This is a genomic window from Salmonella sp. JXY0409-18, assembly GCF_020268625.1.
Taxonomy (GTDB): Bacteria; Pseudomonadota; Gammaproteobacteria; order Enterobacterales; family Enterobacteriaceae; genus Salmonella; species Salmonella enterica.
In genome coordinates this window covers 280,208-304,617 of sequence record NZ_CP084216.1, presented here as the reverse complement: position 1 = coordinate 304,617, position 24,410 = coordinate 280,208, and the positions used below count along the sequence as shown (strand labels likewise).

At 55.5% G+C, this 24,410-nt stretch carries 23 protein-coding genes; 12 read left to right on the top strand and 11 right to left on the bottom strand.

The annotated features are described in order from the left end of the window. Positions 1-82 precede the first annotated feature (82 nt). Genes ftsX through ftsY form a run of 3 tightly spaced genes read right to left on the bottom strand, consistent with a single transcriptional unit; the run spans position 83 to position 3,277 of the window. Positions 83-1,138 carry a permease-like cell division protein FtsX gene (gene ftsX / locus LDB27_RS01385; protein WP_001081704.1) on the bottom strand — a complete coding sequence of 352 codons (1,056 nt, stop codon included), beginning with the start codon at positions 1,136-1,138 and terminating at the stop codon, positions 83-85. Beyond that, positions 1,131-1,799: a cell division ATP-binding protein FtsE gene (ftsE, locus tag LDB27_RS01380; protein WP_000617729.1), complete on the bottom strand. Its 669-nt coding sequence runs from the start codon at positions 1,797-1,799 to the stop codon at positions 1,131-1,133. Before ftsE ends, ftsX begins: the two co-directional genes overlap by 8 nt. 2 nt (positions 1,800-1,801) lie before the next feature. Then, positions 1,802-3,277, bottom strand: a complete 1,476-nt coding sequence (ftsY, locus tag LDB27_RS01375) for a signal recognition particle-docking protein FtsY (RefSeq protein ID WP_001118681.1) — start codon at positions 3,275-3,277, stop codon at positions 1,802-1,804. Positions 3,278-3,402: 125 nt separating this feature from the next. On the opposite strand from ftsY, the gene rsmD reads away from it, so the two are divergent. Both rsmD and LDB27_RS01365 read left to right on the top strand, forming a co-directional pair. Then, entirely contained in the window at positions 3,403-3,999 is a 597-nt protein-coding gene (gene rsmD / locus LDB27_RS01370) for a 16S rRNA (guanine(966)-N(2))-methyltransferase (protein ID WP_000743275.1), read from the top strand. Continuing rightward, a complete protein-coding gene (locus LDB27_RS01365) occupies positions 3,989-4,258 on the top strand; it encodes a DUF1145 family protein (protein WP_000906762.1) in 270 nt (89 codons plus the stop codon). Before rsmD ends, LDB27_RS01365 begins: the two co-directional genes overlap by 11 nt. A gap of 21 nt (positions 4,259-4,279) precedes the next feature. On the opposite strand, the gene LDB27_RS01360 is transcribed toward LDB27_RS01365, so the two are convergent. Beyond that, positions 4,280-4,651 carry a DUF2500 domain-containing protein gene (locus LDB27_RS01360; RefSeq protein ID WP_000042846.1) on the bottom strand — a complete coding sequence of 124 codons (372 nt, stop codon included), beginning with the start codon at positions 4,649-4,651 and terminating at the stop codon, positions 4,280-4,282. A gap of 141 nt (positions 4,652-4,792) precedes the next feature. Here LDB27_RS01360 and LDB27_RS01355 point away from each other — a divergent pair, with 141 nt between their 5' ends. The 3 genes from LDB27_RS01355 to tcp all read left to right on the top strand — a co-directional run bounded on the left by LDB27_RS01355 (position 4,793) and on the right by tcp (position 9,541). Then, entirely contained in the window at positions 4,793-5,419 is a 627-nt protein-coding gene (locus LDB27_RS01355) for a lysoplasmalogenase (RefSeq protein ID WP_000964735.1), read from the top strand. An 80-nt stretch (positions 5,420-5,499) separates the two neighbouring features. Continuing rightward, on the top strand, positions 5,500-7,698 hold the full coding sequence (zntA, locus tag LDB27_RS01350; protein WP_000106652.1) for a Zn(II)/Cd(II)/Pb(II) translocating P-type ATPase ZntA: 2,199 nt from the start codon (positions 5,500-5,502) through the stop codon (positions 7,696-7,698). A gap of 199 nt (positions 7,699-7,897) precedes the next feature. After that, on the top strand, positions 7,898-9,541 hold the full coding sequence (gene tcp / locus LDB27_RS01345) for a methyl-accepting chemotaxis citrate transducer (protein WP_225519911.1): 1,644 nt from the start codon (positions 7,898-7,900) through the stop codon (positions 9,539-9,541). A gap of 23 nt (positions 9,542-9,564) precedes the next feature. Here the strand turns inward: tcp and tusA are convergent, their stop codons facing one another. Further along, on the bottom strand, positions 9,565-9,810 hold the full coding sequence (gene tusA / locus LDB27_RS01340; RefSeq protein ID WP_001541054.1) for a sulfurtransferase TusA: 246 nt from the start codon (positions 9,808-9,810) through the stop codon (positions 9,565-9,567). Positions 9,811-9,979: 169 nt separating this feature from the next. Here tusA and LDB27_RS01335 point away from each other — a divergent pair, with 169 nt between their 5' ends. Both LDB27_RS01335 and LDB27_RS01330 read left to right on the top strand, forming a co-directional pair. Beyond that, positions 9,980-10,645, top strand: coding sequence for a 7-cyano-7-deazaguanine/7-aminomethyl-7-deazaguanine transporter (locus tag LDB27_RS01335; RefSeq protein ID WP_225519910.1), 666 nt, complete (start codon positions 9,980-9,982; stop codon positions 10,643-10,645). A 72-nt stretch (positions 10,646-10,717) separates the two neighbouring features. After that, on the top strand, positions 10,718-11,275 hold the full coding sequence (locus LDB27_RS01330; protein WP_001245277.1) for a DcrB family lipoprotein: 558 nt from the start codon (positions 10,718-10,720) through the stop codon (positions 11,273-11,275). A gap of 3 nt (positions 11,276-11,278) precedes the next feature. Here the strand turns inward: LDB27_RS01330 and LDB27_RS01325 are convergent, their stop codons facing one another. Next, positions 11,279-12,538 (bottom strand): MFS transporter, encoded by a 1,260-nt coding sequence (locus LDB27_RS01325; RefSeq protein WP_077905455.1) that lies wholly within the window; start codon positions 12,536-12,538, stop codon positions 11,279-11,281. An 89-nt stretch (positions 12,539-12,627) separates the two neighbouring features. On the opposite strand from LDB27_RS01325, the gene LDB27_RS01320 reads away from it, so the two are divergent. From LDB27_RS01320 to nikR, 3 genes are all read left to right on the top strand, one after another. After that, positions 12,628-13,677 carry an AI-2E family transporter gene (locus tag LDB27_RS01320; RefSeq protein ID WP_000179588.1) on the top strand — a complete coding sequence of 350 codons (1,050 nt, stop codon included), beginning with the start codon at positions 12,628-12,630 and terminating at the stop codon, positions 13,675-13,677. A 51-nt stretch (positions 13,678-13,728) separates the two neighbouring features. Next, complete coding sequence (acpT, locus tag LDB27_RS01315; RefSeq protein WP_000284366.1) at positions 13,729-14,307, top strand: 4'-phosphopantetheinyl transferase AcpT; 579 nt, start codon at positions 13,729-13,731, stop codon at positions 14,305-14,307. A gap of 91 nt (positions 14,308-14,398) precedes the next feature. After that, positions 14,399-14,800, top strand: a complete 402-nt coding sequence (gene nikR / locus LDB27_RS01310; protein ID WP_001190057.1) for a nickel-responsive transcriptional regulator NikR — start codon at positions 14,399-14,401, stop codon at positions 14,798-14,800. A gap of 101 nt (positions 14,801-14,901) precedes the next feature. Here nikR and LDB27_RS01305 read toward each other — a convergent pair whose 3' ends face one another. The 4 genes from LDB27_RS01305 to LDB27_RS01290 form a co-directional block, all read right to left on the bottom strand. Next, complete coding sequence (locus tag LDB27_RS01305) at positions 14,902-16,026, bottom strand: ABC transporter permease (RefSeq protein ID WP_001214468.1); 1,125 nt, start codon at positions 16,024-16,026, stop codon at positions 14,902-14,904. Next, entirely contained in the window at positions 16,026-18,767 is a 2,742-nt protein-coding gene (gene rbbA, locus LDB27_RS01300) for a ribosome-associated ATPase/putative transporter RbbA (protein ID WP_000202930.1), read from the bottom strand. The genes LDB27_RS01305 and rbbA overlap by 1 nt, the downstream gene beginning before the upstream one ends. Beyond that, positions 18,764-19,831 carry an HlyD family secretion protein gene (locus LDB27_RS01295; RefSeq protein ID WP_000359836.1) on the bottom strand — a complete coding sequence of 356 codons (1,068 nt, stop codon included), beginning with the start codon at positions 19,829-19,831 and terminating at the stop codon, positions 18,764-18,766. Before LDB27_RS01295 ends, rbbA begins: the two co-directional genes overlap by 4 nt. Positions 19,832-20,136: 305 nt before the next feature. Beyond that, positions 20,137-21,333, bottom strand: a complete 1,197-nt coding sequence (locus tag LDB27_RS01290; protein ID WP_000439244.1) for an NAD(P)/FAD-dependent oxidoreductase — start codon at positions 21,331-21,333, stop codon at positions 20,137-20,139. A 230-nt stretch (positions 21,334-21,563) separates the two neighbouring features. Here LDB27_RS01290 and pitA point away from each other — a divergent pair, with 230 nt between their 5' ends. Further along, the gene (pitA, locus tag LDB27_RS01285) at positions 21,564-23,060 is read left to right on the top strand and encodes an inorganic phosphate transporter PitA (protein ID WP_000902764.1); all 1,497 of its coding nucleotides are present in this window, start codon (positions 21,564-21,566) and stop codon (positions 23,058-23,060) included. 141 nt (positions 23,061-23,201) lie between these two features. On the opposite strand, the gene uspB is transcribed toward pitA, so the two are convergent. Continuing rightward, positions 23,202-23,537, bottom strand: coding sequence for a universal stress protein UspB (uspB, locus tag LDB27_RS01280; protein WP_000626193.1), 336 nt, complete (start codon positions 23,535-23,537; stop codon positions 23,202-23,204). Positions 23,538-23,924: 387 nt separating this feature from the next. On the opposite strand from uspB, the gene uspA reads away from it, so the two are divergent. Next, positions 23,925-24,359 carry a universal stress protein UspA gene (uspA, locus tag LDB27_RS01275; protein ID WP_000323565.1) on the top strand — a complete coding sequence of 145 codons (435 nt, stop codon included), beginning with the start codon at positions 23,925-23,927 and terminating at the stop codon, positions 24,357-24,359. The last annotated feature ends 51 nt before the right edge of the window (positions 24,360-24,410 follow it).

The window sequence follows — 24,410 nt, the reverse complement described above, 5'->3', positions numbered from 1 at the left end:
ATGATGCGCGGGGAAGAGACAACAGGGACTCTTTCCCTGCGAACGGAAGCCCATTGCAGGGAAAGATTATACCACGATTTTATCAATCGGGAGTAAAGTGACGTAAATGTTGCACCGTGGCCAGCCAGGCGGCGATCCAGCCGATCATGGAACAGACCAGCAGCAGCAACAGGCACTCATCGAACGATAAGCCATTGAGATCAAACTTCGTGCCGAAGACCTGCGCCACTTCAGTCACCGCCGATGATAAACGCATCACCAAAATTTCAGACAATATCAGTGAAAGAAACGCGCCGGAAAAACCGAGCAACGCGCCGCCGTAGAGGAACGGACGCAGGATAAAGCCATCGGTCGCGCCAATCAGCTTTTGCACGTTAATGGTATCGCGACGGGCAAAAATGCTCAGGCGCACGCTGTTGCCGATAACGAGGAAGACCGCCGCGACCATCAGCACGCCGATCATCGCCGACACACGGCCCACCAGCCCGGTGAGCGCCGCCAGGCGCGCAAACCAGCTATCATCCATGCGGACTTCGTCAATGCCGTTAATCTGCGAGATACGGTCGCGCAGCGTATTAAGCGAGGCGGTATTTTGAAAGTCCAGCTTGGGGATCACCACCGCCACTGCCGGCAGCGGGTTCTCTTCCAGCATGTCCAGCGCGCCGCCAAAACCCGACCAGTTGCGGAATTCTCCCAGCGCGTCCTCACGGGACAGGTAGTTGACCTTTTCAACGCCCTGCTCGGCCTGAAGCTGCCCAACAACCCGCGCCGCCGCGTCATCATCCAGCGTTTTTTGCAGATAAACGGTGATCTGCGGCGACGGATAATACTGAGTCGCCGCCTGGTTGACGTTCTTATAGACCATGTAACAGACGCTGGGCAGCGTCAGGGAGATGGCGATCACCATCACCGTCAGAAACGTCGCCAGCGGTTTGCTTTTCAGATCTTGCAGCGCGCCGTGCCAGGCATAGCGCACCTGTTCATTAAAGACATTCGTTTTACGTGAGTTCGGTTTCGGTGTCGGCTTCTGGCGTCCTGGCGCGTTGCGCCCGCCGCCTGTTCCGCCGCGAGACTTACGCAGTCGATCCAGCCGTCCGCCGAACTGCCTGATTTGGTTAATCGCGTCGCGCCTATTCATTGGCCAGGCCTCCATGCAGATGTCCATCGCTCAGGACGAGCTGCCTATAGGAACGACGGGAGATAAGTCCAATATCGTGCGTCGCCATCAGTACCGTCACCCCTACGCGGTTAAACTCTTCAAACAGACGTAAAATCCCTTCCGACAACGCGTCGTCCAGGTTCCCGGTCGGTTCATCCGCCAGCAATACCGCTGGCTTATTGACCACCGCGCGGGCGATGCCCACGCGCTGTTGTTCGCCTCCGGAGAGTTGAATCGGGAAGTTTCTCGCTTTGTCCAGTAGTCCAACCTTATCCAGCGCCGCCGACACACGACGACGGATATCATCGCCGCTGGCGCCGGCAATGATTAACGGTATCGCCACATTGTCATAGACCGTGCGATCCATCAGCAGATGGTGATCCTGGAAAATCATCCCAATCTGGCGGCGCAAAAACGGCACTTCGCGGTTTTTCAGGCGCGTAATATCATGCCCGCTGAAGAAGATTTTGCCGGCGCTGGGCCGCTCAATCCCACAGATTAGCTTCAGCAGGGTACTTTTCCCCGCGCCGGAGTGGCCGGTCAGAAACGCCATCTCGCCTGGCCGCATATGGAATGTCACTCCCTGCAGCGCTTGTCTCCCGCCGAGATAGGCCTTGCTGACATGTTCAAAGCGAATCATTGTTAATCCTCTCGGGCAAAAAGTGCCTCAATAAAATCGTCCGCCTTAAACGGACGCAAATCCTCGATACGTTCGCCCACGCCAATGTAACGGATAGGGATACCAAACTGGTCAGCTACCGAGAAAATCACCCCGCCTTTCGCCGTACCGTCCAGCTTGGTCAGGGTAATACCGGTTAAGCCTACCGCTTCATGGAACAGTTTGGCCTGGCTTACCGCGTTCTGTCCGGTGCTGGCGTCAATGGTCAGCATAACTTCATGTGGCGCTTCTTCGTCCAGCTTTTTCATGACACGAACGATTTTTTTCAGCTCTTCCATCAGGTGCGACTTGTTCTGCAGACGCCCTGCCGTATCGGCAATTAACACATCCACATTACGCGCCTTCGCGGCCTGGATAGCGTCAAAAATCACCGAGGCGGAGTCCGCGCCGGTATGCTGGGCGATAACCGGAATGTTGTTACGCTGTCCCCAGACCTGTAGCTGTTCGACCGCCGCCGCGCGGAAAGTATCCCCCGCCGCCAGCATCACTGATTTACCCTGCTGCTCAAACTGGCGCGCCAGTTTACCGATAGTGGTGGTTTTACCCACGCCGTTTACGCCAACCATCAGAATAACAAAAGGCGTTTTACCTTCAATATTAAGCGGTTCGTCTACCTTCGCCAGAATCTCGCCCATCTCGCCTTTCAACAGACCATACAGCGCCTCGGCATCTTTAAGCTGTTTGCGGCTGGCGCCTTCCGTCAGATTAGCGATAATCTTACGCGTGGTTTCTACCCCGACATCAGCGATGAGCAACTGCTCTTCCAGCTCCTCGAACAAATCATCGTCGATTTTCTTGCCGCGGAACAGACTGATAAATCCGGAACCGAGATTTTCTTTGGTTTTCAGCAGACTGCGTTTCAGGCGGGCAAAGAAACCTTCTTTAGTCGGTTTTTCCTGTTCCTGAACGATCGCTTCCACCGGCGCGTCTTCTTCCGCCGGCGGAACAACCATCACCGCCTCTTCCGCCGCCTGAGCGGCCAGCGCCTGCGCTTCCAGCTCTTCGTCGGTGAATTTCGCCGCGTTTTCGCCCTCTTCTTCTACCGCGGCAATGACCTCTACGGTTTCCGCTTCGGCCTGCCACTCTTCCGGCGAGATAGCCTCGTCTTTGACCTCTTCCGGCAGCGGCAATTCTTCGCGTTCCACCGCGATCTGCGGCGCTGCCGTCTCAACAGCCGTCGCGGGCTCCGGCTCTACCGGCTGCGGTTTTTCGCTCTCCTGAACTTTCTCAGTAACGTCCACCACCTCTTCCGCAAAGGCTTCGGTTTCTGCTTTGCTGTGCGCGGGCGTTTGCGCGTCTATGTCTGCCGCCGTTTCAACAGGGGGCTCAACCGGTCGTTGTTCCTCAACAATCTGCTGTTCTTCGGTCTGTTCCTGCTTCTGCTCTTTATCACCGAAGCCCAACCAGGAAAAGAAGCCACGTTTTTTCTGTTTTGCCATCTGCGACTACACCCCTCGCGGCGCTATATACATGGAAGCTAAAAAAATGATGAAATAGTCTATCACTTAACTTAATTCACATCACCGCCTGGAATAACTTGCAACAGGCGGTTCGAGCAAGAGAAATGAAAAAACCGACTCACTCTGGCAGCGGCCAAATCCGCATTATTGGCGGGCAATGGCGTGGCCGTAAATTACCGGTTCCGGACAGCCCGGGTCTGCGTCCCACCACCGATCGCGTGCGCGAAACGTTATTTAACTGGCTGGCTCCGGTAATGGTAGACGCCCATTGTCTGGATTGCTTTGCCGGCAGCGGCGCTCTGGGCCTGGAGGCGCTATCGCGTTATGCGGCCCAGGCAACGTTACTGGAAATGGATCGCGCCGTATCGCAGCAGTTGCAAAAAAATCTGGCGACGCTGAAAGCCAACAATGCTCGCGTCGTCAATACCAATACTCTGGCCTTCCTCAGCCAGCCGGGAACGCCGCATCACGTCGTCTTTGTCGACCCGCCGTTTCGTAAAGGGCTGCTGGAAGAGACGTTACAATTGCTGGAAACCCAGGGATGGCTGGCCGACGACGCGCTAATCTACGTAGAAAGCGAGGTGGAAAACGGTCTGCCGCCCGTTCCGGCGAACTGGGCATTGTATCGAGAAAAGGTGGCCGGACAGGTCGCTTATCGTCTGTATCAGCGCGACGCGCAAGGAGAAAATGATGTTGATTAATCTGGGCCGCTTATTAATGCTCTTCGTGTGGGCATTTTTGATTCTTAATCTGGTGCAACCCTTCCCGCGCCCGCTCAATATCTTCGTCAACGTGGCGTTGGTGTTCATGGCGCTGATGCACGGTATGCAGTTGGCGTTGCTGAAATCAACGATACCGAAAGAGGGTCCGCAGATGACGACGGGAGAGAAAATCCGCATTTTCCTGTTCGGCGTGTTTGAGCTGCTGGTCTGGCAGAAGAAGTTTAAGAACAAAAAATAACGTTTGCTGCCGGATGACGGTTTATTCGTTATCCGGGGTACGGCTAACAAACCCGACGAACCGCGTTCCCTTATAGCTCAGCGTACCTTGATCGCCCACCGTCAAAGCGTGGTACTGCTGCGCTTGTAAACGGAACGTTTTTTCCAGACCGCCATTGAGCGGCTTAAAACTTGCCTCATAGCGCATACTGGTTCCCGCCGGGCTCACTTCCTGCTGGCGAGAGCGTCGGTCATTAACCGGCTTCTCCCGTTTATTGCTGACCACGACCAGCTTTTGCTGTAACGGCGCCGCCTCATTAGCGGCTTTTTCCCGCCGTTGCTGAACGAAGCGGAACGACGCGGCAACTACGATTAATGCAATGATTATAATGAAGAAAATCGGTGGCTTACTCATACTGTTAACCTGTCAGAAAATGCGGAAATAAGCATACCCTGCCCGTTATAGTGTTGTCATCTGACCGTCACGGCCTCTACACTGAATAATAGAGCCGCAAGCATACCGTTTGCGAAAAAATAACGAATTCAAGGAATTAAGATGCTTTGGTCGTTTATCGCTGTCTGCCTGTCCGCATGGCTGTATGTGGACGCCTCCTATCGCGGGCCAGCCTGGCAACGCTGGGTTTTTAAGCCCGTCACGTTATTACTGTTGCTGTTACTGGCCTGGCAAGCGCCGATGTTTGACGCCATCAGTTATCTTGTGTTGGCCGGGCTGTGCGCCTCGCTGGTCGGCGATGCGTTAACGCTCTTACCGCGTCAACGCCTGCTGTACGCCGTCGGGGCATTTTTCTTATCGCATCTGCTCTACACCATTTACTTTGCCAGCCAAATGACGTTGTCGTTCTTCTGGCCGCTGCCGCTGGCGTTACTGATAGTCGGCGCGTTGCTTATCGCCGTTATCTGGACGCGACTGGAGGAGCTACGCTGGCCGGTATGTACTTTTATCGCCATGACTCTGGTCATGGTCTGGCTGGCGGGCGAACTGTGGTTCTTCCGCCCAACGGCGCCAGCCCTTTCGGCCTTTACCGGCGCGACGCTGCTGTTTATCGGCAATATCGTCTGGCTGGGTAGCCATTACCGCCGCCGTTTCCGGGCGGATAACGCGATTGCCGCCGCCTGCTACTTTGCCGGACACTTCCTGATTGTTCGCTCGCTGTACCTGTAAATAATAGCGCTTGACTCTGGAGTCGACTCCAGAGTGTATCCTCCGGTTAATGAGAAAATTATCATCAACCGGAGGACGTTATGTCGACCCCTGATACCGATGGCAAAAAAGTCCCGCCCTTTACCTCCTTCAGATTAGCCCCGGCAATACAGAAGGCCGATAGCTGCTGCTGCGAAGAACATTGCGCGTCCAGCGCGCCTGTTTCTACTGCCGTGGCAGGCACGCGCTATACCTGGAAAATCTCCGGCATGGACTGCGCCGCCTGCGCCCGAAAAGTGGAGAATGCGGTCCGCCAAATTCGCGGCGTCAACCAGGCGCAAGTGCTGTTCGCCACCGAAAAGTTAGTGGTCGATGCCGACGCCGACCTCCGCGCGCAAATTGAACGCGCCGTACAGAAGGCGGGTTATACCTTGCGTAGCGAAGATTCGCGCGACGCCGCGCCTGAATCTCGTCTTAAAGAGAACCTGCCGCTTATTACGCTGATCATTATGATGGCGATAAGCTGGGGGCTGGAGCAATTTAACCACCCGTTCGGCCAACTGGCCTTTATCGTCACCACTCTGGTCGGTCTGTATCCTATTGCCCGCCAGGCGCTGCGGCTGATGAAAAGCGGCAGTTGGTTCGCTATTGAAACGCTGATGAGCGTCGCCGCCATTGGCGCGCTGTTTATTGGCGCGACGGCGGAGGCGGCAATGGTATTGCTGCTGTTCCTCATCGGCGAGCGCCTGGAAGGATGGGCCGCCAGCCGCGCCCGTAAAGGCGTCAGCGCGTTAATGGCGCTTAAACCGGAAACGGCGACCCGTCTGCGCGACGGCGTACGGGAAGAGGTCGCTATTAATACCCTGCGACCGGGCGATATTATCGAAGTCGCCGCCGGGGGGCGTTTACCCGCCGACGGTAAACTGGTTTCCGGTTTCGCCAGCTTTGATGAAAGCGCGCTCACCGGCGAGTCTATCCCAGTGGAGCGCGCAACGGGCGACAAAGTCCCGGCAGGCGCGACCAGCGTTGACCGTCTCGTCACCCTGGAGGTGCTATCTGAACCTGGCGCCAGCGCGATTGACCGTATCCTGACGCTGATTGAAGAGGCGGAAGAGCGCCGTGCGCCCATTGAGCGGTTTATTGACCGTTTCAGCCGCATCTACACGCCAGTCATTATGGTCATCGCACTGCTGGTGACGCTTATTCCGCCGCTGATGTTCGATGGCGGCTGGCAGGAGTGGATTTATAAAGGGCTGACGCTGCTGCTCATCGGCTGCCCGTGCGCGCTGGTGATCTCCACGCCCGCGGCCATTACCTCCGGGCTGGCGGCGGCGGCACGGCGCGGCGCATTGATTAAAGGCGGCGCAGCGCTGGAGCAACTGGGCCGTATCACGCAGGTTGCCTTTGATAAAACCGGTACGTTGACCATCGGTAAACCACGGGTGACGGCGATTCATCCGGCAAGCGCTATCAGCGAGGCTGAACTGTTGGCGCTGGCGGCAGCCGTAGAACAAGGCGCTACGCACCCGCTGGCGCAGGCTATTGTCCGCGAAGCGCAGACACGCGATCTGGCGATCCCGACGGCGGAATCGCAGCGAACGCTGGCCGGCACCGGAATTGAAGCGCAGGTTAACGGCGAACGTATTCTGATTTGCGCGGCGGGAAAACAGCCTGCGGCAGCGTTTGCCGGGCAAATTAGCGAACTGGAAAACGCCGGGCAGACGGTGGTTCTGGTGCTACGTAACGAGACCGTTGTTGGCGTCCTCGCCCTCCAGGATACGTTGCGTGACGATGCGCGCGACGCCATCCGCGAACTGCATCAGTTAGGCGTTAACGGCGTGATTCTGACCGGCGATAACCCACGGGCGGCGGCAGCGATTGCCGGCGAGCTGGATCTGGCGTTTAAAGCCGGACTACTGCCGGAAGACAAGGTGCGGGCAGTCACCGCCCTTAACCAACAAGCGCCGCTGGCGATGGTGGGCGACGGCATTAATGATGCGCCCGCGATGAAAGCCGCCAGTATCGGAATTGCGATGGGCAGCGGTACTGACGTCGCGCTGGAAACGGCTGACGCCGCCCTTACTCATAACCGTCTGCGCGGGTTAGCGCAGATGATTACGCTGGCGCGCGCTACCCACGCGAATATCCGGCAGAACATCACCATTGCGCTGGGGCTGAAGGCCATTTTCCTGGTGACGACGCTACTGGGTTTTACCGGGCTATGGCTGGCAATCCTGGCGGATACGGGAGCCACGGTATTGGTGACCGCCAATGCGCTACGTTTGCTGCGTAAAAACTAATCTTCTCCCACCCGGCGGCGTCGTGTCGCCGGGTTATCCCGCGATATTCCTTTCTTTGTACATATTATTCACGCGAAAATTATTTATTTTCTATTACTTATCAAACCATTAATCAGAAATAGCGTGATTTGATGTAAGGTTAATTTTTATCCAACCGATATTGATCATACCGTCTACAAAATAAGGAATGTTAGGCACTATGAAAAATATCAAAGTCATCACCGGCGTTATCGCGACGCTGGGCATATTTAGCGCCTTATTGCTGGTGACAGGAATACTGTTTTATTCCGCCGTCAGCAGCGATCGGCTGAATTTCCAGAATGCGAGCGCGCTGAGTTACCAACAACAGGAACTGGGCGGCAGTTTTCAGACATTGATCGAAACCCGCGTCACCATTAACCGCGTGGCGATACGCATGTTAAAAAATCAGCGCGATCCCGCCTCGCTGGACGCCATGAACACGCTGTTAACCAACGCTGGCGCGTCGCTCAACGAAGCGGAAAAGCATTTCAACAACTACGTGAACTCCGAAGCGATCGCAGGCAAAGATCCGGCGTTGGATACCCAGGCCGAAGCCAGCTTTAAGCAGATGTATGACGTTTTGCAGCAGTCTATCCACTATCTTAAAGCCGATAATTACGCCGCCTATGGCAACCTTGACGCGCAAAAAGCGCAGGATGACATGGAGCAGGTATATAACCAGTGGCTCTCTCAAAATGCGCAATTAATAAAATTAGCCAGCGATCAGAACCAGAGCAGTTTTACCCAGATGCAATGGACGCTGGGGATAATTCTACTTATCGTGCTCATCGTACTGGCGTTTATCTGGCTGGGGCTGCAACGCGTTCTACTCCGCCCGCTGCAACGGATTATGGCGCACATTCAAACTATCGCCGACGGCGATCTTACCCATGAGATAGAGGCCGAAGGACGCAGTGAAATGGGCCAACTGGCCGCCGGTCTCAAAACGATGCAGCAGTCGTTAATCCGTACCGTCAGCGCGGTGCGCGATAACGCAGACTCTATCTATACTGGCGCAGGCGAAATTTCCGCCGGTAGCAGCGACCTCTCTTCCCGTACCGAACAGCAGGCCTCGGCGCTGGAGGAGACCGCCGCCAGCATGGAACAGTTAACCGCCACGGTACGGCAAAACACCGATAACGCACGACAGGCGACGGGTCTGGCGAAAACCGCATCAGAAACCGCGCGTAAAGGAGGACGCGTGGTGGATAACGTAGTGAGCACCATGAACGATATCGCCGAAAGTTCGGAAAAAATCGTGGACATCACCAGCGTGATTGACGGTATCGCCTTCCAGACTAATATCCTGGCGCTGAACGCCGCGGTAGAAGCCGCCCGCGCCGGCGAACAGGGGCGAGGATTCGCGGTCGTCGCCGGAGAGGTACGCACGTTGGCCAGCCGTAGCGCGCAGGCTGCCAAAGAGATCAAAGTACTGATTGAAAACTCCGTGTCGCGCATTGATACCGGCTCTACGCAGGTACGCGAAGCGGGAGAAACCATGAAAGAGATCGTCAACGCCGTGACCCGCGTGACCGATATTATGGGCGAAATCGCCTCTGCCTCCGATGAGCAAAGCAAAAGCATTGAGCAGGTGGCGCAGGCGGTATCGGAAATGGACAGCGTGACGCAGCAAAACGCCTCGCTGGTAGAGGAATCCGCAGCAGCGGCAGCGGCGCTGGAAGATCAGGCTAACGAACTTCGTCAGGCGGTCGCCGCGTTCCGCATCCAGAAACAGCCTCGTCGGGAGGCGTCGCCAACGCCGTTAAGCAAAGGTTTAACGCCACAGCCCGCCGCAGAACAGGCGAACTGGGAAAGCTTCTAATCAGAATGTTATCTGCCGTGCGGTTAATGCGCTTTACGCAATAAATAGCGGTACGGCAGACCCTCCGTCTCTTGCGCCAGCAAATCGTGTTCCATAAAGGTACAGAACCCCGGAATATCACGCGTTGTCGCCGGATCGTCGGCGATAATCAGCAATGTTTCGCCAGTTTGCATGTTGCGCACCGTTTTGCGCACCATCATTACCGGTTCAGGGCAACGCAGCCCCAGGGCGTCAAGCGTATGGTCAGGGGAGGAAAACAGATCGCTCATCTTCGTCTCAATGGTAGAAAAACGGCGATATTTTACGCCCATCTTCGTCAGTAAGCCAGGCAGGTTAACGATTGCGTGAAAATTAGCCATTGCAATGCCAGCGCAAAACAGTATTATGCGGCGGTTCTTTATTGGGTTCCCTCACCCCATCCAACAAAAAGGTCACAATATGACTCCGTTTACACAATCACAGCGCATAAAAGCGTTGTTCTGGCTATCGCTATTCCATTTACTGGTGATCATTTCCAGTAACTATCTGGTGCAGCTCCCCATCACTATTTTTGGTTTCCACACGACCTGGGGCGCGTTTAGTTTTCCTTTTATTTTTCTCGCCACCGATCTTACCGTGCGTATTTTTGGCGCACCGCTGGCGCGCCGCATTATCTTCGCCGTCATGATCCCCGCGCTGCTGGTGTCGTATGTGGTGTCATCGCTGTTCTATATGGGCGCCTGGCAAGGTTTCGCCGCGCTGGCGAACTTTAATCTGTTTGTCGCCCGTATCGCCGCCGCCAGCTTTATGGCCTACGCGCTGGGACAGATCCTTGATGTCCATGTGTTTAACCGCCTGCGCCAAAATCGTCGCTGGTGGCTGGCGCCGACCGCTTCAACGCTGTTTGGCAATATCAGCGATACCCTTGCCTTTTTCTTCATTGCGTTCTGGCGAAGCCCCGATGCCTTTATGGCCGAGCACTGGATGGAAATTGCGCTGGTGGATTATTGCTTTAAGGTGCTCATCAGCATTATTTTCTTCCTGCCGATGTACGGCGTTCTACTGAATATATTGCTGAAAAAGCTGGCAGATAAATCTGAAATTTCCCCATTACCGGCAAGTTAAAGGTTCGTTTTCCGAGTTGTGATAAGATGAGCGAATGAGCCGTTATGGCCGTTTATCGAAAGGAAGAAGTCAATGCGCAATTTGGTTAAATATGCCGGTATTGGCCTGCTGGTTATGGGGCTTGCGGCCTGTGATAACAACGATACAAAAGCGTCGGCAGAAAGCGCCGCCGCAGAAAGCCAGGCCTCCGGTCAGCCCATCAGCCTGATGGATGGCAAACTCAGTTTCTCACTGCCGGCGGATATGACCGATCAAAGCGGTAAGCTGGGCACCCAGGCGAATAATATGCACGTTTATTCTGACCCGACGGGCCAGAAAGCGGTGATTGTTATCGTCGGCGATAATACCGATGAAGCGTTGCCGGTGCTGGCGAACCGCCTGCTTGAGCAACAGCGTAGCCGCGACCCGCAGCTTCAGGTCGTCACCAATAAGTCTATTGAGCTCAAAGGCCATACGTTGCAACAACTGGACAGCATTATCTCCGCGAAAGGCCAGACGGCGTACTCTTCCATCGTGCTGGGCAAAGTGGATAACCAATTGCTGACGATTCAGGTCACGCTGCCTGCGGACAATCAGCAAAAAGCGCAAACCACGGCTGAAAACATCATCAATACGTTAGTTATTAAGTAACCTTTACGATGATGATGCGGCCTCCGGCAGTGCAGACGGAGGCCGTTTTTTTAAGCGCCAGGTCAGCAATAACGCCATCGCTACCAGCCCGGCTGCCGCCAGATAAATCACCGGCACGCCCGCCCAGGTCATCACCAGCCCCGCCAGCGGCCCGGTAACCCCCAAAGACATATCCATAAAGACGGTATAGGTCGCCAGCGCCGCGCCCTGGTTCTGCGGCGGCACGGCTTTGACGGCCACCACGCCCAGCGCCGGAAAGACCAGCGAAAACCCCATCCCCGTGAGTAAAACGCCGATTTTTGCCATCCACGGCATGGCTGCCGTTCCCACCAGTAACAGACCAATAATCTCCACGCCAAAGCAGATCATGGCGACATTCAACCCGCCTAAACGATTGATACCGTTAGGGAACAGCAAACGCGTGCCGACAAACGCGACGCTAAATAACGTGAGCGCAAAGGCGGCACCATCCCAGCCTTTAGCATCATAAAATAAGGTAATAAACGTCGCGATGACGCCAAACCCTGCCGAGGCCAGCGCCAACGCCATACCATACAGCCAGACACGCCCCAGCACCGCGCGAAACGGCAGCGGCTTGCCTTTGTTCGCCTTCACCGACGGACGTGGAAGGGCTAACAGTATCGCCAACAGCGCCACGCCCATCACCGTTAGCGCCAGCCCCTGTAACCCGCCCCAGGCATAACACAGCACGCCCAGCGGCGCGCCCATCGCCATTGCGCCGTAGGTGACGATACCGTTCCAGGAGATAACCCGACCAATATGCAACGACCCGACGACGCCGACGCCCCACAGTGTCGAACCGGTGCCGGCAAAACTTTGCCCAATCCCCAAAATCACGCGACCCAGCCCCAGTAGCAACAAACTGATCAGCGGCCAGGCGCTGGCGATATCCGCCAGCAGGTAGCCGAGTCCGCTTAAAAAACAGCCGCATAAGCCAAAGACAACGATTTTTTTCGGCCCTAATACATCCGCATACCGCCCGGCATGGGGACGGCTTAACAGAGTGGCGAAGTATTGCAGGCTGATAATAAGCCCCGCCCAGAACGCGCTGAATCCCATCGCATCATGCACATAGCCTGGCAAGACGGCGAGCGGCAGGCCGATGGTCAGGTAGCTGGCAAAGTTAAACATCACAATGGAGACAATACGCAGATTGAGGCGCAATCCGTTTAGCGCCGGTTCAGCGACGGGTTCGGGCATGAGTATCACCGCATTTTTACAACATGTTTTCTTTTCTATCATGGCGCGCGGTGAAAATCAGTAGTGAGATTCAGATTATCGGTATCAGGGCAGCCGCTACACTTAGAAAAAAACACAACAAGGAAAACTTCATGGCAACCGCTCAACCCGACAAAACGGGTATGCATATTCTGCTGAAACTGGCCTCCCTGGTTATTATTCTCGCCGGGATTCATGCCGCGGCGGATATTATTGTACAACTCTTGCTGGCGCTCTTTTTCGCCATTGTTCTTAATCCATTAGTGACCTGGTTTATTCGCCGGGGCGTGAAGCGACCGCTGGCGATTACTATCGTGGTGGTCGTCATGCTGATCGTGCTTACCGCGCTGGTGGGTGTGCTTGCTGCATCGCTTAATGAATTTATCGCTATGCTGCCTAAATACAGCAAGGAGCTGACGCGTAAGGTCTTACACCTTCAGGAGTTAATGCCCTTCCTGAATTTACATATGTCGCCGGAACGTATGCTCCGCGGGATGGATTCCGATAAAATCATGCTCTTCACCACAACATTAATGACCGGCGTATCGGGCGCGATGGCAAGCATTGTGCTGCTGGTGATGACCGTGGTTTTTATGCTGTTTGAGGTGCGTCACGTGCCTTATAAATTACGTTTCGCGCTAAACAATCCACAAATCCATATTGCCGGCCTGCACCGCGCCCTGAAAGGCGTCTCGCATTATCTGGCGCTGAAAACGCTGCTCAGTTTATGGACGGGCGCGATTATCTGGCTGGGACTGGCGTTAATGGATATTCAGTTTGCGCTAATGTGGGGCGTACTGGCCTTTTTGCTCAATTACGTTCCTAATATCGGCTCGGTGATTTCCGCCGTTCCCCCCATGATTCAGGCGCTGTTATTTAACGGTTTTTACGAGTGCGTACTGGTCGGCGCGCTCTTTTTGGTGGTCCATATGGTGATTGGCAACATTATGGAGCCACGCATGATGGGCCATCGTCTGGGAATGTCCACGCTGGTGGTATTTCTTTCGTTATTGGTCTGGGGATGGCTATTAGGCCCGGTCGGGATGCTCTTGTCCGTTCCTTTGACCAGCGTCTGCAAAATCTGGATGGAAACTACTAAAGGCGGCAGCAAACTGGCGATCTTGCTGGGGCCAGGCCGACCGAAAAGCCGTTTACCGGGATGAGGCGACAGATGCTACAATCTCCTCTTCTTCATAGGCAACGTTGGTCCTGATATGTACCAGATCGTTCTGGGAAAAGTGTCAACATTAAGCGCAGGTCAATTGCCCGACGCGTTAATCGCTCAGGCACCGCAGGGCGTTCGCCGGGCAAGCTGGCTGGCCGGGCGCGTGCTGCTTTCCCGTGCGCTCTCGCCGCTACCGGAGATGGTGTATGGCGAACAGGGTAAACCGGCTTTTTCCGCCGGAACGCCGCTGTGGTTTAACCTCAGCCATAGCGGCGACACTATTGCTCTGTTGCTTAGCGACGAAGGTGAAGTCGGCTGCGATATTGAAGTGATCCGCCCGCGCGATAACTGGCGTTCGCTGGCAAATGCGGTATTCAGCCTCGGCGAACATGCTGAAATGGAAGCGGAACGTCCGGAGCGACAACTGGCGGCCTTCTGGCGTATCTGGACGCGTAAAGAAGCCATCGTAAAACAACGCGGCGGCAGCGCCTGGCAAATCGTCAGCGTGGACAGCACGTTGCCCTCTGCCTTGTCGGTCAGCCAGTGTCAGCTCGATACGCTCAGTCTGGCAGTCTGTACCCCCACACCGTTTACGCTGACGCCGCAGACGATAACAAAAGCGTTATGACACATTAATTTTTCCCTCTGGCGGCGGACGTGTGTTACAAAATGCGGAGCTTCCCATGCGCCGACGCGCCATACCAAAAGGTTTAAGTCAGATGCAACGTGTCACCATCACCCTCGATGACGATTTACTGGAAACGCTGGACAGCCTGAGCCAGCGACGCGGCTATAACAATCGCTCCGAAGCGATCCGTGATATTTTGCGCGGCGCTCTGGCGCAGGAGGCCACCCAGGAACACGGTACACAGGGTTTCGCGGTACTTTCATATGTTTATGAACATGAGAAACGGGATTTAGCCAGCCGCATCGTCTCCACCCAGCATCATCATCATGATTTATCCGTCGCCACGCTGCACGTCCATATCAACCACGATGACTGTCTGGAGATCGCCGTTCTGAAGGGCGATATGGGCGACGTACAGCATTTTGCCGATGATGTTATCGCCCAGCGCGGCGTGCGCCACGGCCACTTGCAGTGTTTGCCGAAAGAAGACTAACGCCCCAGCGCCTTGCCGGGGGCGCTTCGCTTGCCCGGCCTACGCTCGCACGTCGTCGTTTGTAGGCCGGATGAGGCGCAGCCGCCCTCCGGCAATAGTGTTCACGCCATCGTGCCAATCGTTTTTCTGAAGCGTAACAGCGCTATCAGGAAGAACACGCCGCCTATCGCCAGCAGGGTCAGGAACTGCGGCCAGACGATGCTCAAACCTGCGCCGCGATAAAGAATAGCCTGGGCAAGGCTGACAAAATGCGTCGTCGGCATGGTCAGCATAATATCCTGCACCGCCTGCGGCATACTTTCGCGCGGCGTGGAACCGCCGGAAAGCATTTGTAGCGGTAACAGTACCAGAATCATTAATAACCCCAGTTGCGGCATCGAACGGGCGATGGTGCCCATAAAAATCCCAATTGAAGTGGTGGCGAACAGGCTCAGCGCTACGCCCAACATAAACAATGGGATCGATCCTTCAATCGGTACGCCAAGTACGCCTTTCACCATCAGCATCAAAGACAAACCGGAAACCACCAGCACGACCAGCCCCATCGACCATACTTTTGCCATCATGATCTCAAAGGGCGTGACCGGCATCACCAACAGATGCTCTACCGTGCCGTGTTCTCGCTCGCGGATCAGCGCCGATCCGGTCAGCACTATCGCCAGCATGGTAATGTTGTTGATAATCGCCATCACGCCGCCAAACCACGCCGGGTCCAGATTCGGGTTAAAGCGCATCCGAATCTCCAGCGACACCGGCTGAACGTTATCTCCCCGCGCGCGCGCCACAAAGCTGTTGACCTCGCCGCTAATAATATTCTGGATATAACTGTTGCCGGTAAACGCCTGGCTCATGCGCGTCGCATCGACGTTAACCTGAATATCAGGCTGACGTCCGGCCAGCACATCACGCTGGAAATTCGGCGGAATATTGACCGCAAAGGTATAGCGTCCGGCATCCAGTCCGGCATCCATTTCCGTTGCCGTAATCATCTCCGGCGGCAGAAACCACGGGCGGTAAAAACTATTCACAATACGGTTCGACAACTGTGACTGATCCATATCGGCGATGGCGATAGGGGCAAGATGCAACGAACCGGGCAGGACGGTAGCGGAGGAGTAAACCGAAATCGTAAAGGCGAAGACGATCAGCGACAGCATCGCTTTGTCGCCCAGCAGACTGCGCAGTTCTTTAACGCCGAGGTTATAAATATTACATAATCCGCGCATTACCCCTCCTGTTTTTTCAGCAGCAGAATGCTCAGACCCATCACCACCGGGACGGCAATCAGTAACGGCATAAATAACGGCCAGAGATCGGACAGATCCAACGCTTTGGAAAACGTCCCACGCGCGATCGTCAGAAAATGGCTGGTCGGGTAGATCTCGCCGATCCATCTTCCCGGTCCTTCCAGCGAAGCCACCGGATCGATCATGCCGGAAAATTGTGTTGCCGGAATGAGGGTAATAATCGACGTCCCAAAAATAGCGGCGATTTGGCTCTTCATAAACGTAGAGATCAGCAGCCCCAGACCGGTGGCGATGATGACGTAAAGTAGCGCCGCGAGGGTAAGCGTGAGAAAGCTGCCTTTCAGCGGCACGCCGAACACAAAGACCGACAGCGCGCACAGTAGCAAGAAGTTCAGCATACCCAGCGCGATATACGGCAGTTGTTTACCCAGCAAAAATTCGCTGCGCGTCGTCGGCGTTACGTACAGATTAATCATCGACCCCAGCTCTTTCTCCCGCACCACGCTCAGGGCGCTAAGCATTGACGGGATCATCATGAGCAGCAGCGGAATGACCGCCGGAACGATAGCGGGCAGACTTTTCACATCCGGGTTATAACGATAGCGCGTTTCAATGTTGAGCAGCCCGGTCTGTTTAACCGGGTTCGGCTGACGACTTGCCGCCTCCTGCAGCCAGCTTTGGTGCATCGCCTGAACGTACCCCTTCACCGTCTCGGCGCGGCTGGGCATGGCGCCATCCACCCAGACGCCAATCTGCGCTGGCGTACCGCGAGCAATATCGCGGCCAAAATTAGGCGGGATCTCAATGGCAACCGCCAACTCTCCCGAACGCATCCGCCGGTCAAGCTCGTCATAGCTGGCGAGCGGCGGCTGTTCGATAAAATAGCGCGATCCCGCCAGATTGAGCGACCATGCCTGGCTGCTGACGGTTTGATCGCGGTCGAGTACGGCAAAACGCAGGTTCTCCACGTCCATACTGATGCCATAGCCCATAATCAGCATCAGAATTACCGTTCCCAGCAGCGCCAGCGTCGAGCGTACCGGATCGCGGCGTAGCTCCAGCGCTTCGCGGCGACTGTAGCTGAACAAACGCCGGAAGCTCAATCCCTGCCGCGACGGTTTACCTGACGCGGCGGGCGTCTGGGATGGCGGTATTGGGGTTTCAGGAGCCGCTCCCGCAGCTTCCTGTAGCCAGGAAATAAACGCCGCCTCCAGATTGGCCGCGCCCCGCTGTTGCACCAATTCCTGCGGCGTACCGCTGGCGAGCACTTTACCGGCGTGCATCAATGACATTCGGTCGCAACGTTCCGCTTCGTTCATAAAATGGGTCGAGATAAAAATCGTCACCTTATCCTGACGCGAAAGATCGACCATAAGCTGCCAGAACATATCCCTGGCGACCGGATCAACGCCGGACGTTGGCTCATCAAGAATCAGCATTTCCGGGCGATGGATCACCGCTACCGCCAGCGATAAACGCTGGCGGATACCGAGCGGCAACGAAGCGGGGAGCGTATCTTCCACCTCCGTTAGCATAAAGCGTTCGATCATCTGCGCGACGCGCGCCGGGATCTCCGCTGGCGGAATATGAAACAGGCGGGCATGAAGTTCCAGATTCTGCCGCACGGTGAGTTCGTTATAGAGCGAAAAAGCCTGCGACATATACCCGACCCGGCGACGGGTATCGATGTCGTTCGGGTCTACCGGCTGGCCAAATAGCCAGGCCTGGCCTTCGCTGGCGGGAAGCAGACCGGTCAGCATTTTCATGGTGGTCGATTTGCCGCAACCGTTTGAACCAAGGAAGCCAAAAATCTCGCCGCGCGGAATGCGGAAATTAACATGGTCAACCGCGACGAACTTACCGAAGCGCATGGTCAGATCTTTCGCCTCAATGGCAATCTCTTCCTGCTCAGCGTGATACGGCGGGATCACCACTGGCTTATGCGCCTGGCGCTGCGCTTCTGGCAACAGGGCGATAAACGCCTGTTCCAGCGTCGCGCTATGGGTTTTTGCCCGCAGTTGCTGCGCGCTGCCGGTTGCCAGTACCTCGCCCGCATTCATCGCCACCAGCCAGTCAAAACGCTCCGCCTCTTCCATATAGGCCGTTGCGACCAACACGCTCATATTGGTCTGCCGTTGGCGGATACTGTCGATTAAGTCCCAGAACTGAGCGCGGGAGAGCGGGTCCACGCCGGTGGTAGGCTCATCAAGAATCAGCAATTCCGGGTCATGAATCAGCGCACAGCACAACCCCAGCTTTTGTTTCATCCCACCGGACAGCTTCCCGGCAGGACGGTCACGAAACGGCGCCAGGCCGGTGCTGTTCAGCAGCTCGGTAATACGCGCTTCGCGTTCAGCTTTGTCATGACCAAAGAGACGAGCGAAAAAATCGACGTTCTCATAAACCGATAACGTGTGATAAAGGTTTTTCCCCAGCCCCTGCGGCATCCAGGCGATGCGCGGACAGACGTCGCGGCGATGTTTCGCATCGCGCATATCGCCGCCCAGGACGATAACGTTCCCTTGCTCAATCACCCGCGCGCCAGAAATCAGCGACAGCAGGCTCGACTTACCCACCCCGTCCGGACCAATCAGCCCGACCATACTACGGGCGGGAATGTCCAGCGTGATATTGTTCAGCGCGACCGTTTTTCCGTAATGCTGGCTCACCCCCTCAAGCTGCGCCACGGGAGGAACAGGCACCAGCGTCAGCGACGTCATTGCGACAGCCTCACGCTTAGAGCGTCAGGCCAGGGCACGCGCTCATCCAGACGAACCCAGGCCATTCCCGGCAAACCGGTTTTGACATATTCCAGATGCTGTCGCAGCAGCTCTGGCGGAATACGCGCTTTGACGCGGAACATCAGCTTTAACCGTTCATCGTGGGTTTCCACGGTTTTGGGCGTGAACTGCGCCACGCTGGCGACAAAACTGATCGTCGCCGGAATACGCAGATCCGGCGCGGCGTCCAGCACCAGTCGCGCTTCGCCGCCGATCTTCAACAACCCCGCCTGTTCGGTCGGCAGGAAAAATGTCATATAAACGTCGCTAAGATCGACCATGTTCAACACCCGGCCGCCAGCCGATAACACTTCGCCCGGCTCCGCAACGCGGTACTGCACGCGTCCATCGCGCGGCGCTTTTAATTCGCTGTCGTCGATGTCGGCGACAATACGCCGCTCGGTCGCCTGCGCCGCTTCCACGCGCGTTTGCGCCTGGATAATACTGGTACGCGCCGCCTCAATCGCCGCTTTTGCCGCAGATACCTGCGCTTTGGCGGTCTCCAGGGCGGCGCGCGCGCTTTCCGCCGCCGCGCGATCGTCATCTAACTGTTGTACAGATACCGCGCCACGCTGCGACAGCGAACGGGAACGCACGTGACGTTTAGAGACGGAGTCCAGCTCAGCTTCCCGCTGTTTGACGACCGACTGCGCGGCGCGCATTTCACTCTGGCGTTGCTCCAGCAAGGCGCGGGCGGCGGCAACTGCGCTCTCGGCCTCTTTAATCTGCGCAATCGCCTCCAGCCGCTGCTCCTGCAGCACGCGGGTATCCATTTTCGCCAGCACCTCGCCCTGACGAACGAACTGCCCTTCCGAAACGAGGATGGTATCAATACGCCCGGCAATCTTAGTGGCAATATCCACTTCGGTGGCTTCAATTCTGCCGTTGCTGGCGGCAAACCCCTCCGGTATTCCCGCAGGGCGCAGCATCCACCAGGCTATCGCGGCCACCGCCACAAGAATCCCCGCTCCCCACCACACCAGATGACGCTTCATTTTGTCCATAATCGACCCGCCGTAATCCCTGTTGTCTAACCATGCGTGTCACAAAGTCCGCCGGGCGTGCGCTCAGCGGGGGTTTCCATCCGGGATAAGAATGAAAAAAGAAAAGGGGCCAGACGACGAACAGACGCCGATGAAGCGCTCGCCGTCAAAGGGAGTGAATGATGTAGGTACCCGGAAAAGAGGGAGTAATGTTGTCATCATCAGCGTTCCTGGCCGTAAATGAAACACGCATACTCATAACTGCTATAAATCGATACTAACACCTCTGTCCGGGATGTCTATTCGCTTATTGTTTGTAATGGTACTTAGCGTTTTGCCGCCAAATCCTGCGCGCAGGCCCAGGCGCTCGACCACGCCCACTGGAAGTTATAGCCGCCCAACCAGCCGGTGACGTCCATCACTTCGCCGATAAAATAGAGACCCGGCACGCGGCGCGCTTCCATAGTCCGCGATGATAGTTCGTTTGTATCCACGCCGCCCAGCGTCACTTCCGCTGTCCGATAGCCTTCGGTGCCGTTAGGCTGCACTTGCCAGGCCGTAAGCGTGTCAACTAACGCCTGCTGGTCACGAACGTTCAACTGCCTGAGCGATACATCCGGGATGTGCCCCAACTGTTGTAAACACTCCACCAACCGTTTCGGCAAATGCATCGCCAGCGTGTTCTTCAGACTCTGGTTCGGGTGCGCGTTACGCTGTTCATTGAGAACGTCTTCCAGCGAGAGGTCCGGCAATAAGTTAATGCTCACTAACTCGCCCGGTTGCCAGTAGCTGGAAATCTGTAAAACAGCGGGGCCGGACAGCCCACGATGGGTAAAAAGTAGGTTTTCCCGAAATACCGTGCCATTGCGGGCGGTAATCACGCAGGGCACAGAGACGCCAGACAGCGTCTGGAGCTGTTCTAACAGCGGCTTATGCAGCGTAAAGGGCACCAGCCCGGCGCGCGTCGGCAACACCTTGAGACCAAACTGTTCGGCGATTTTATAGCCAAACGGCGATGCGCCAAGCCCCGGCATCGACAGGCCGCCGCTGGCAATCACCAGCTTTTGCGTAGTCACCGTCTCGCCGTTCAGCGCCAGTATGAAACCCGACTCATCACGCTCGACGCTCAGTACCTCGCTACGCAGGCGCATCGTTACGCCGCCTTTGTCGCACTCGGCAACCAGCATATCGACAATGCGTTGGGCGGAATCATCGCAAAAAAGCTGTCCCAGCGTTTTCTCATGCCAGGCTATCCCATACCTGCCGACCAGATCGATAAAGTCCCACTGGGTATAGCGGGCTAATGCTGATTTGCAAAAATGGGGGTTCTGGCTCAAATACGCAGCAGGCTCAACATAAAGATTAGTAAAGTTGCAGCGGCCACCGCCGGACATGAGGATTTTACGTCCTGGCTTCTTGCCATTATCGACGAGCAGCACGCGGCTACCCGCCTGTCCTGCCTGCGCGGCGCAAAACATGCCCGCTGCGCCAGCGCCTATAATAACGGCATCAAACCTTTCCACGTCGCCTTCCTCTCTCAAATTCGGGCGGGAATTGTAAAGTTTCCTCAGTGGTCGCACCAGCGCGAAAAGCGCCTGAAAATGGTATTTATCTGAAATATATAAGATAATTCTTTAGTGATATCAAACAAAGCACGAAGTACATCAAAAAAAGTCTATATTTCACTTTGCCCGCGCCGCCAAAGTCACTGATAATGCGCCGCGTTCATGTCCTCAAAATGGCGTAACGTCCTATGCTACATTTGTTTGCTGGCCTGGATTTACATACCGGGCTTTTATTATTGCTTGCTCTGGCTTTTGTGCTGTTCTACGAAGCGATTAACGGCTTCCATGACACAGCCAATGCAGTCGCAACCGTGATTTACACCCGTGCGATGCGTTCGCAGCTGGCGGTTGTCATGGCGGCGGTGTTTAACTTTTTTGGCGTTTTGCTGGGAGGTCTCAGCGTGGCGTATGCCATTGTGCATATGCTACCGACGGATCTCCTGCTCAACATGGGTTCCGCGCACGGCCTCGCTATGGTCTTTTCCATGTTGCTGGCGGCGATTATCTGGAACCTCGGTACCTGGTATTTCGGGTTGCCGGCGTCCAGTTCCCACACGCTGATTGGCGCCATTATCGGCATCGGTTTAACTAATGCGATGATGACCGGCACGTCAGTGGTGGATGCGCTTAACATCCCGAAAGTTATCAATATTTTCGGTTCACTCATTATCTCCCCTATTGTCGGTCTGGTATTCGCCGGCGGTCTGATTTTCTTGCTGCGCCGCTACTGGAGCGGTACTAAGAAACGCGCCCGTATCCACCTGACGCCAGCCGAACGTGAAAAGAAAGACGGCAAGAAAAAGCCGCCGTTCTGGACGCGTATCGCGCTGATCCTCTCAGCTATCGGCGTGGCGTTTTCGCATGGCGCGAACGATGGTCAGAAAGGCATTGGCCTGGTCATGCTGGTGCTGATTGGCGTCGCGCCTGCGGGTTTCGTGGTCAATATGAATGCCTCCAGCTACGAAATCACCCGTACGCGCGATGCTATCAACAATGTCGAAACGTACTTTGAGCAGCGTCCTGACCTGCTGAAAGCCGTCACCGGCGTTGACCAACTGATTCCCTCTCCGGAACCGGGCGCGACTGAACCGACTGAATTCCACTGCCATCCGGCTAACACCATTAACGCGCTTAACCGTGCGAAAGGGATGCTGGCAAACGTGGAAAGCTACGACAAGTTAAGCGTTGAACAGCGTAGTCAGTTGCGTCGCATTATGCTGTGCATTTCCGACACGACCGACAAAGTCGTGAAATTGCCTGGCGTAAGCAGCGATGACCAGCGCCTGCTGAAAAAGCTGAAGACCGATATGTTAAGCACCATTGAGTATGCGCCGGTGTGGATCATTATGGCAGTGGCGTTGGCGCTGGGTATTGGTACGATGATCGGCTGGCGTCGCGTGGCGACCACTATCGGCGAGAAAATTGGTAAAAAAGGCATGACGTATGCGCAGGGAATGTCGGCGCAGATGACGGCGGCAGTCTCTATCGGTCTTGCCAGCTACACCGGTATGCCAGTTTCTACCACTCACGTCCTCTCCTCTTCAGTGGCGGGAACCATGGTCGTTGATGGCGGCGGGTTGCAGCGTAAAACCGTGACCAGCATTCTGATGGCCTGGGTATTTACGTTACCGGCGGCGATTATTCTTTCCGGCGTGCTGTACTGGCTTTCCCTGAAGATTATTTAAGCCAAATGGGCCGGATAGCGCTGTCGCTAATCCGGCCTGTCAGAATGAAGCAACACAGGCCTGACAGGCCGCTACAAGCGGCGTCATCCGGGATGGCTTATCTAACACAAGCGGGTCAGGAAACTGGCCCGCTTTTTTTATTCAGTGCCAAATCATGAGCGCAATCAAGCTCACCACCACCAAACCGCATAACGCGCTGGTCAGCAGAAACTGGCGGCGCACGCGTTCACAACGGCGAATAAATTCTTCATCATGATGATCGCGATAGCGCTGAGCGTAGATATACCATACCAGGCGCACCTGTTTGTTGGGCTGACCATGCGTGGTAAAGAAGCCGCCGCCATCGACATATTGATAGAGCAAAGGATCGCAACCACGAAGTACCACTAACAGTGCGCGTAGCGATGAGAAATAGCGCGCCATATTAACAATGCAAACGACACATAAAGCCCAGAATAGTGAGACGGTGCTTATCATATCTCCTCCCCGGCGACCCGCCCACGGAGTTCCTCTCCGGGACTACCGCTCCCCGATACCCTGCCAGACAATCAGTGAAAGAGTACTACGAAAGCCGTCCATATTAGCGCTCCGCATTCGAACGGCTCTTATACACATTGTAGGAGATCAGTTAATTTTTTTACCAGAAGGTTAATCACTATCAATGCAATTCCCTGAAAATTTTGTTTAACTAGCTGGCAAGCAAGGCAGATTGACGGATTATCCTGGTCGCTATAATGTAAGGATAGTTATGGTAAACGGCTGAGCTAGCCCCGCGCATAGAGTTCGCAGGACGCGGGTGACGCGGCGGCATAAGAAACGCCAGTAGCTCAATGGTCATCGACAACTTATGGAAGGAGTAACACTATGGCTTATAAACACATTCTTATCGCAGTTGATCTCTCCCCGGAAAGTAAAGTTCTGGTTGAAAAAGCGGTCTCTATGGCGCGCCCCTACAACGCGAAAATCTCCCTCATCCACGTTGACGTGAATTATTCAGACCTGTACACCGGTCTGATTGACGTCAATCTGGGCGATATGCAGAAACGTATCTCCGAAGAAACCCACCACGCGCTGACCGAGCTGTCTACCAACGCTGGCTACCCTATCACTGAAACCCTGAGCGGTAGCGGCGATTTGGGCCAGGTGCTGGTTGACGCCATCAAGAAATACGATATGGATCTGGTCGTTTGCGGTCATCACCAGGACTTCTGGAGCAAACTGATGTCTTCTGCGCGCCAGCTGATCAACACCGTTCACGTTGACATGCTGATTGTTCCGCTGCGCGACGAAGAAGAGTAATACTTGCCGTGCCGGCTGGCGGCTAAGACCGCATCTGGTCTATAGTCAATC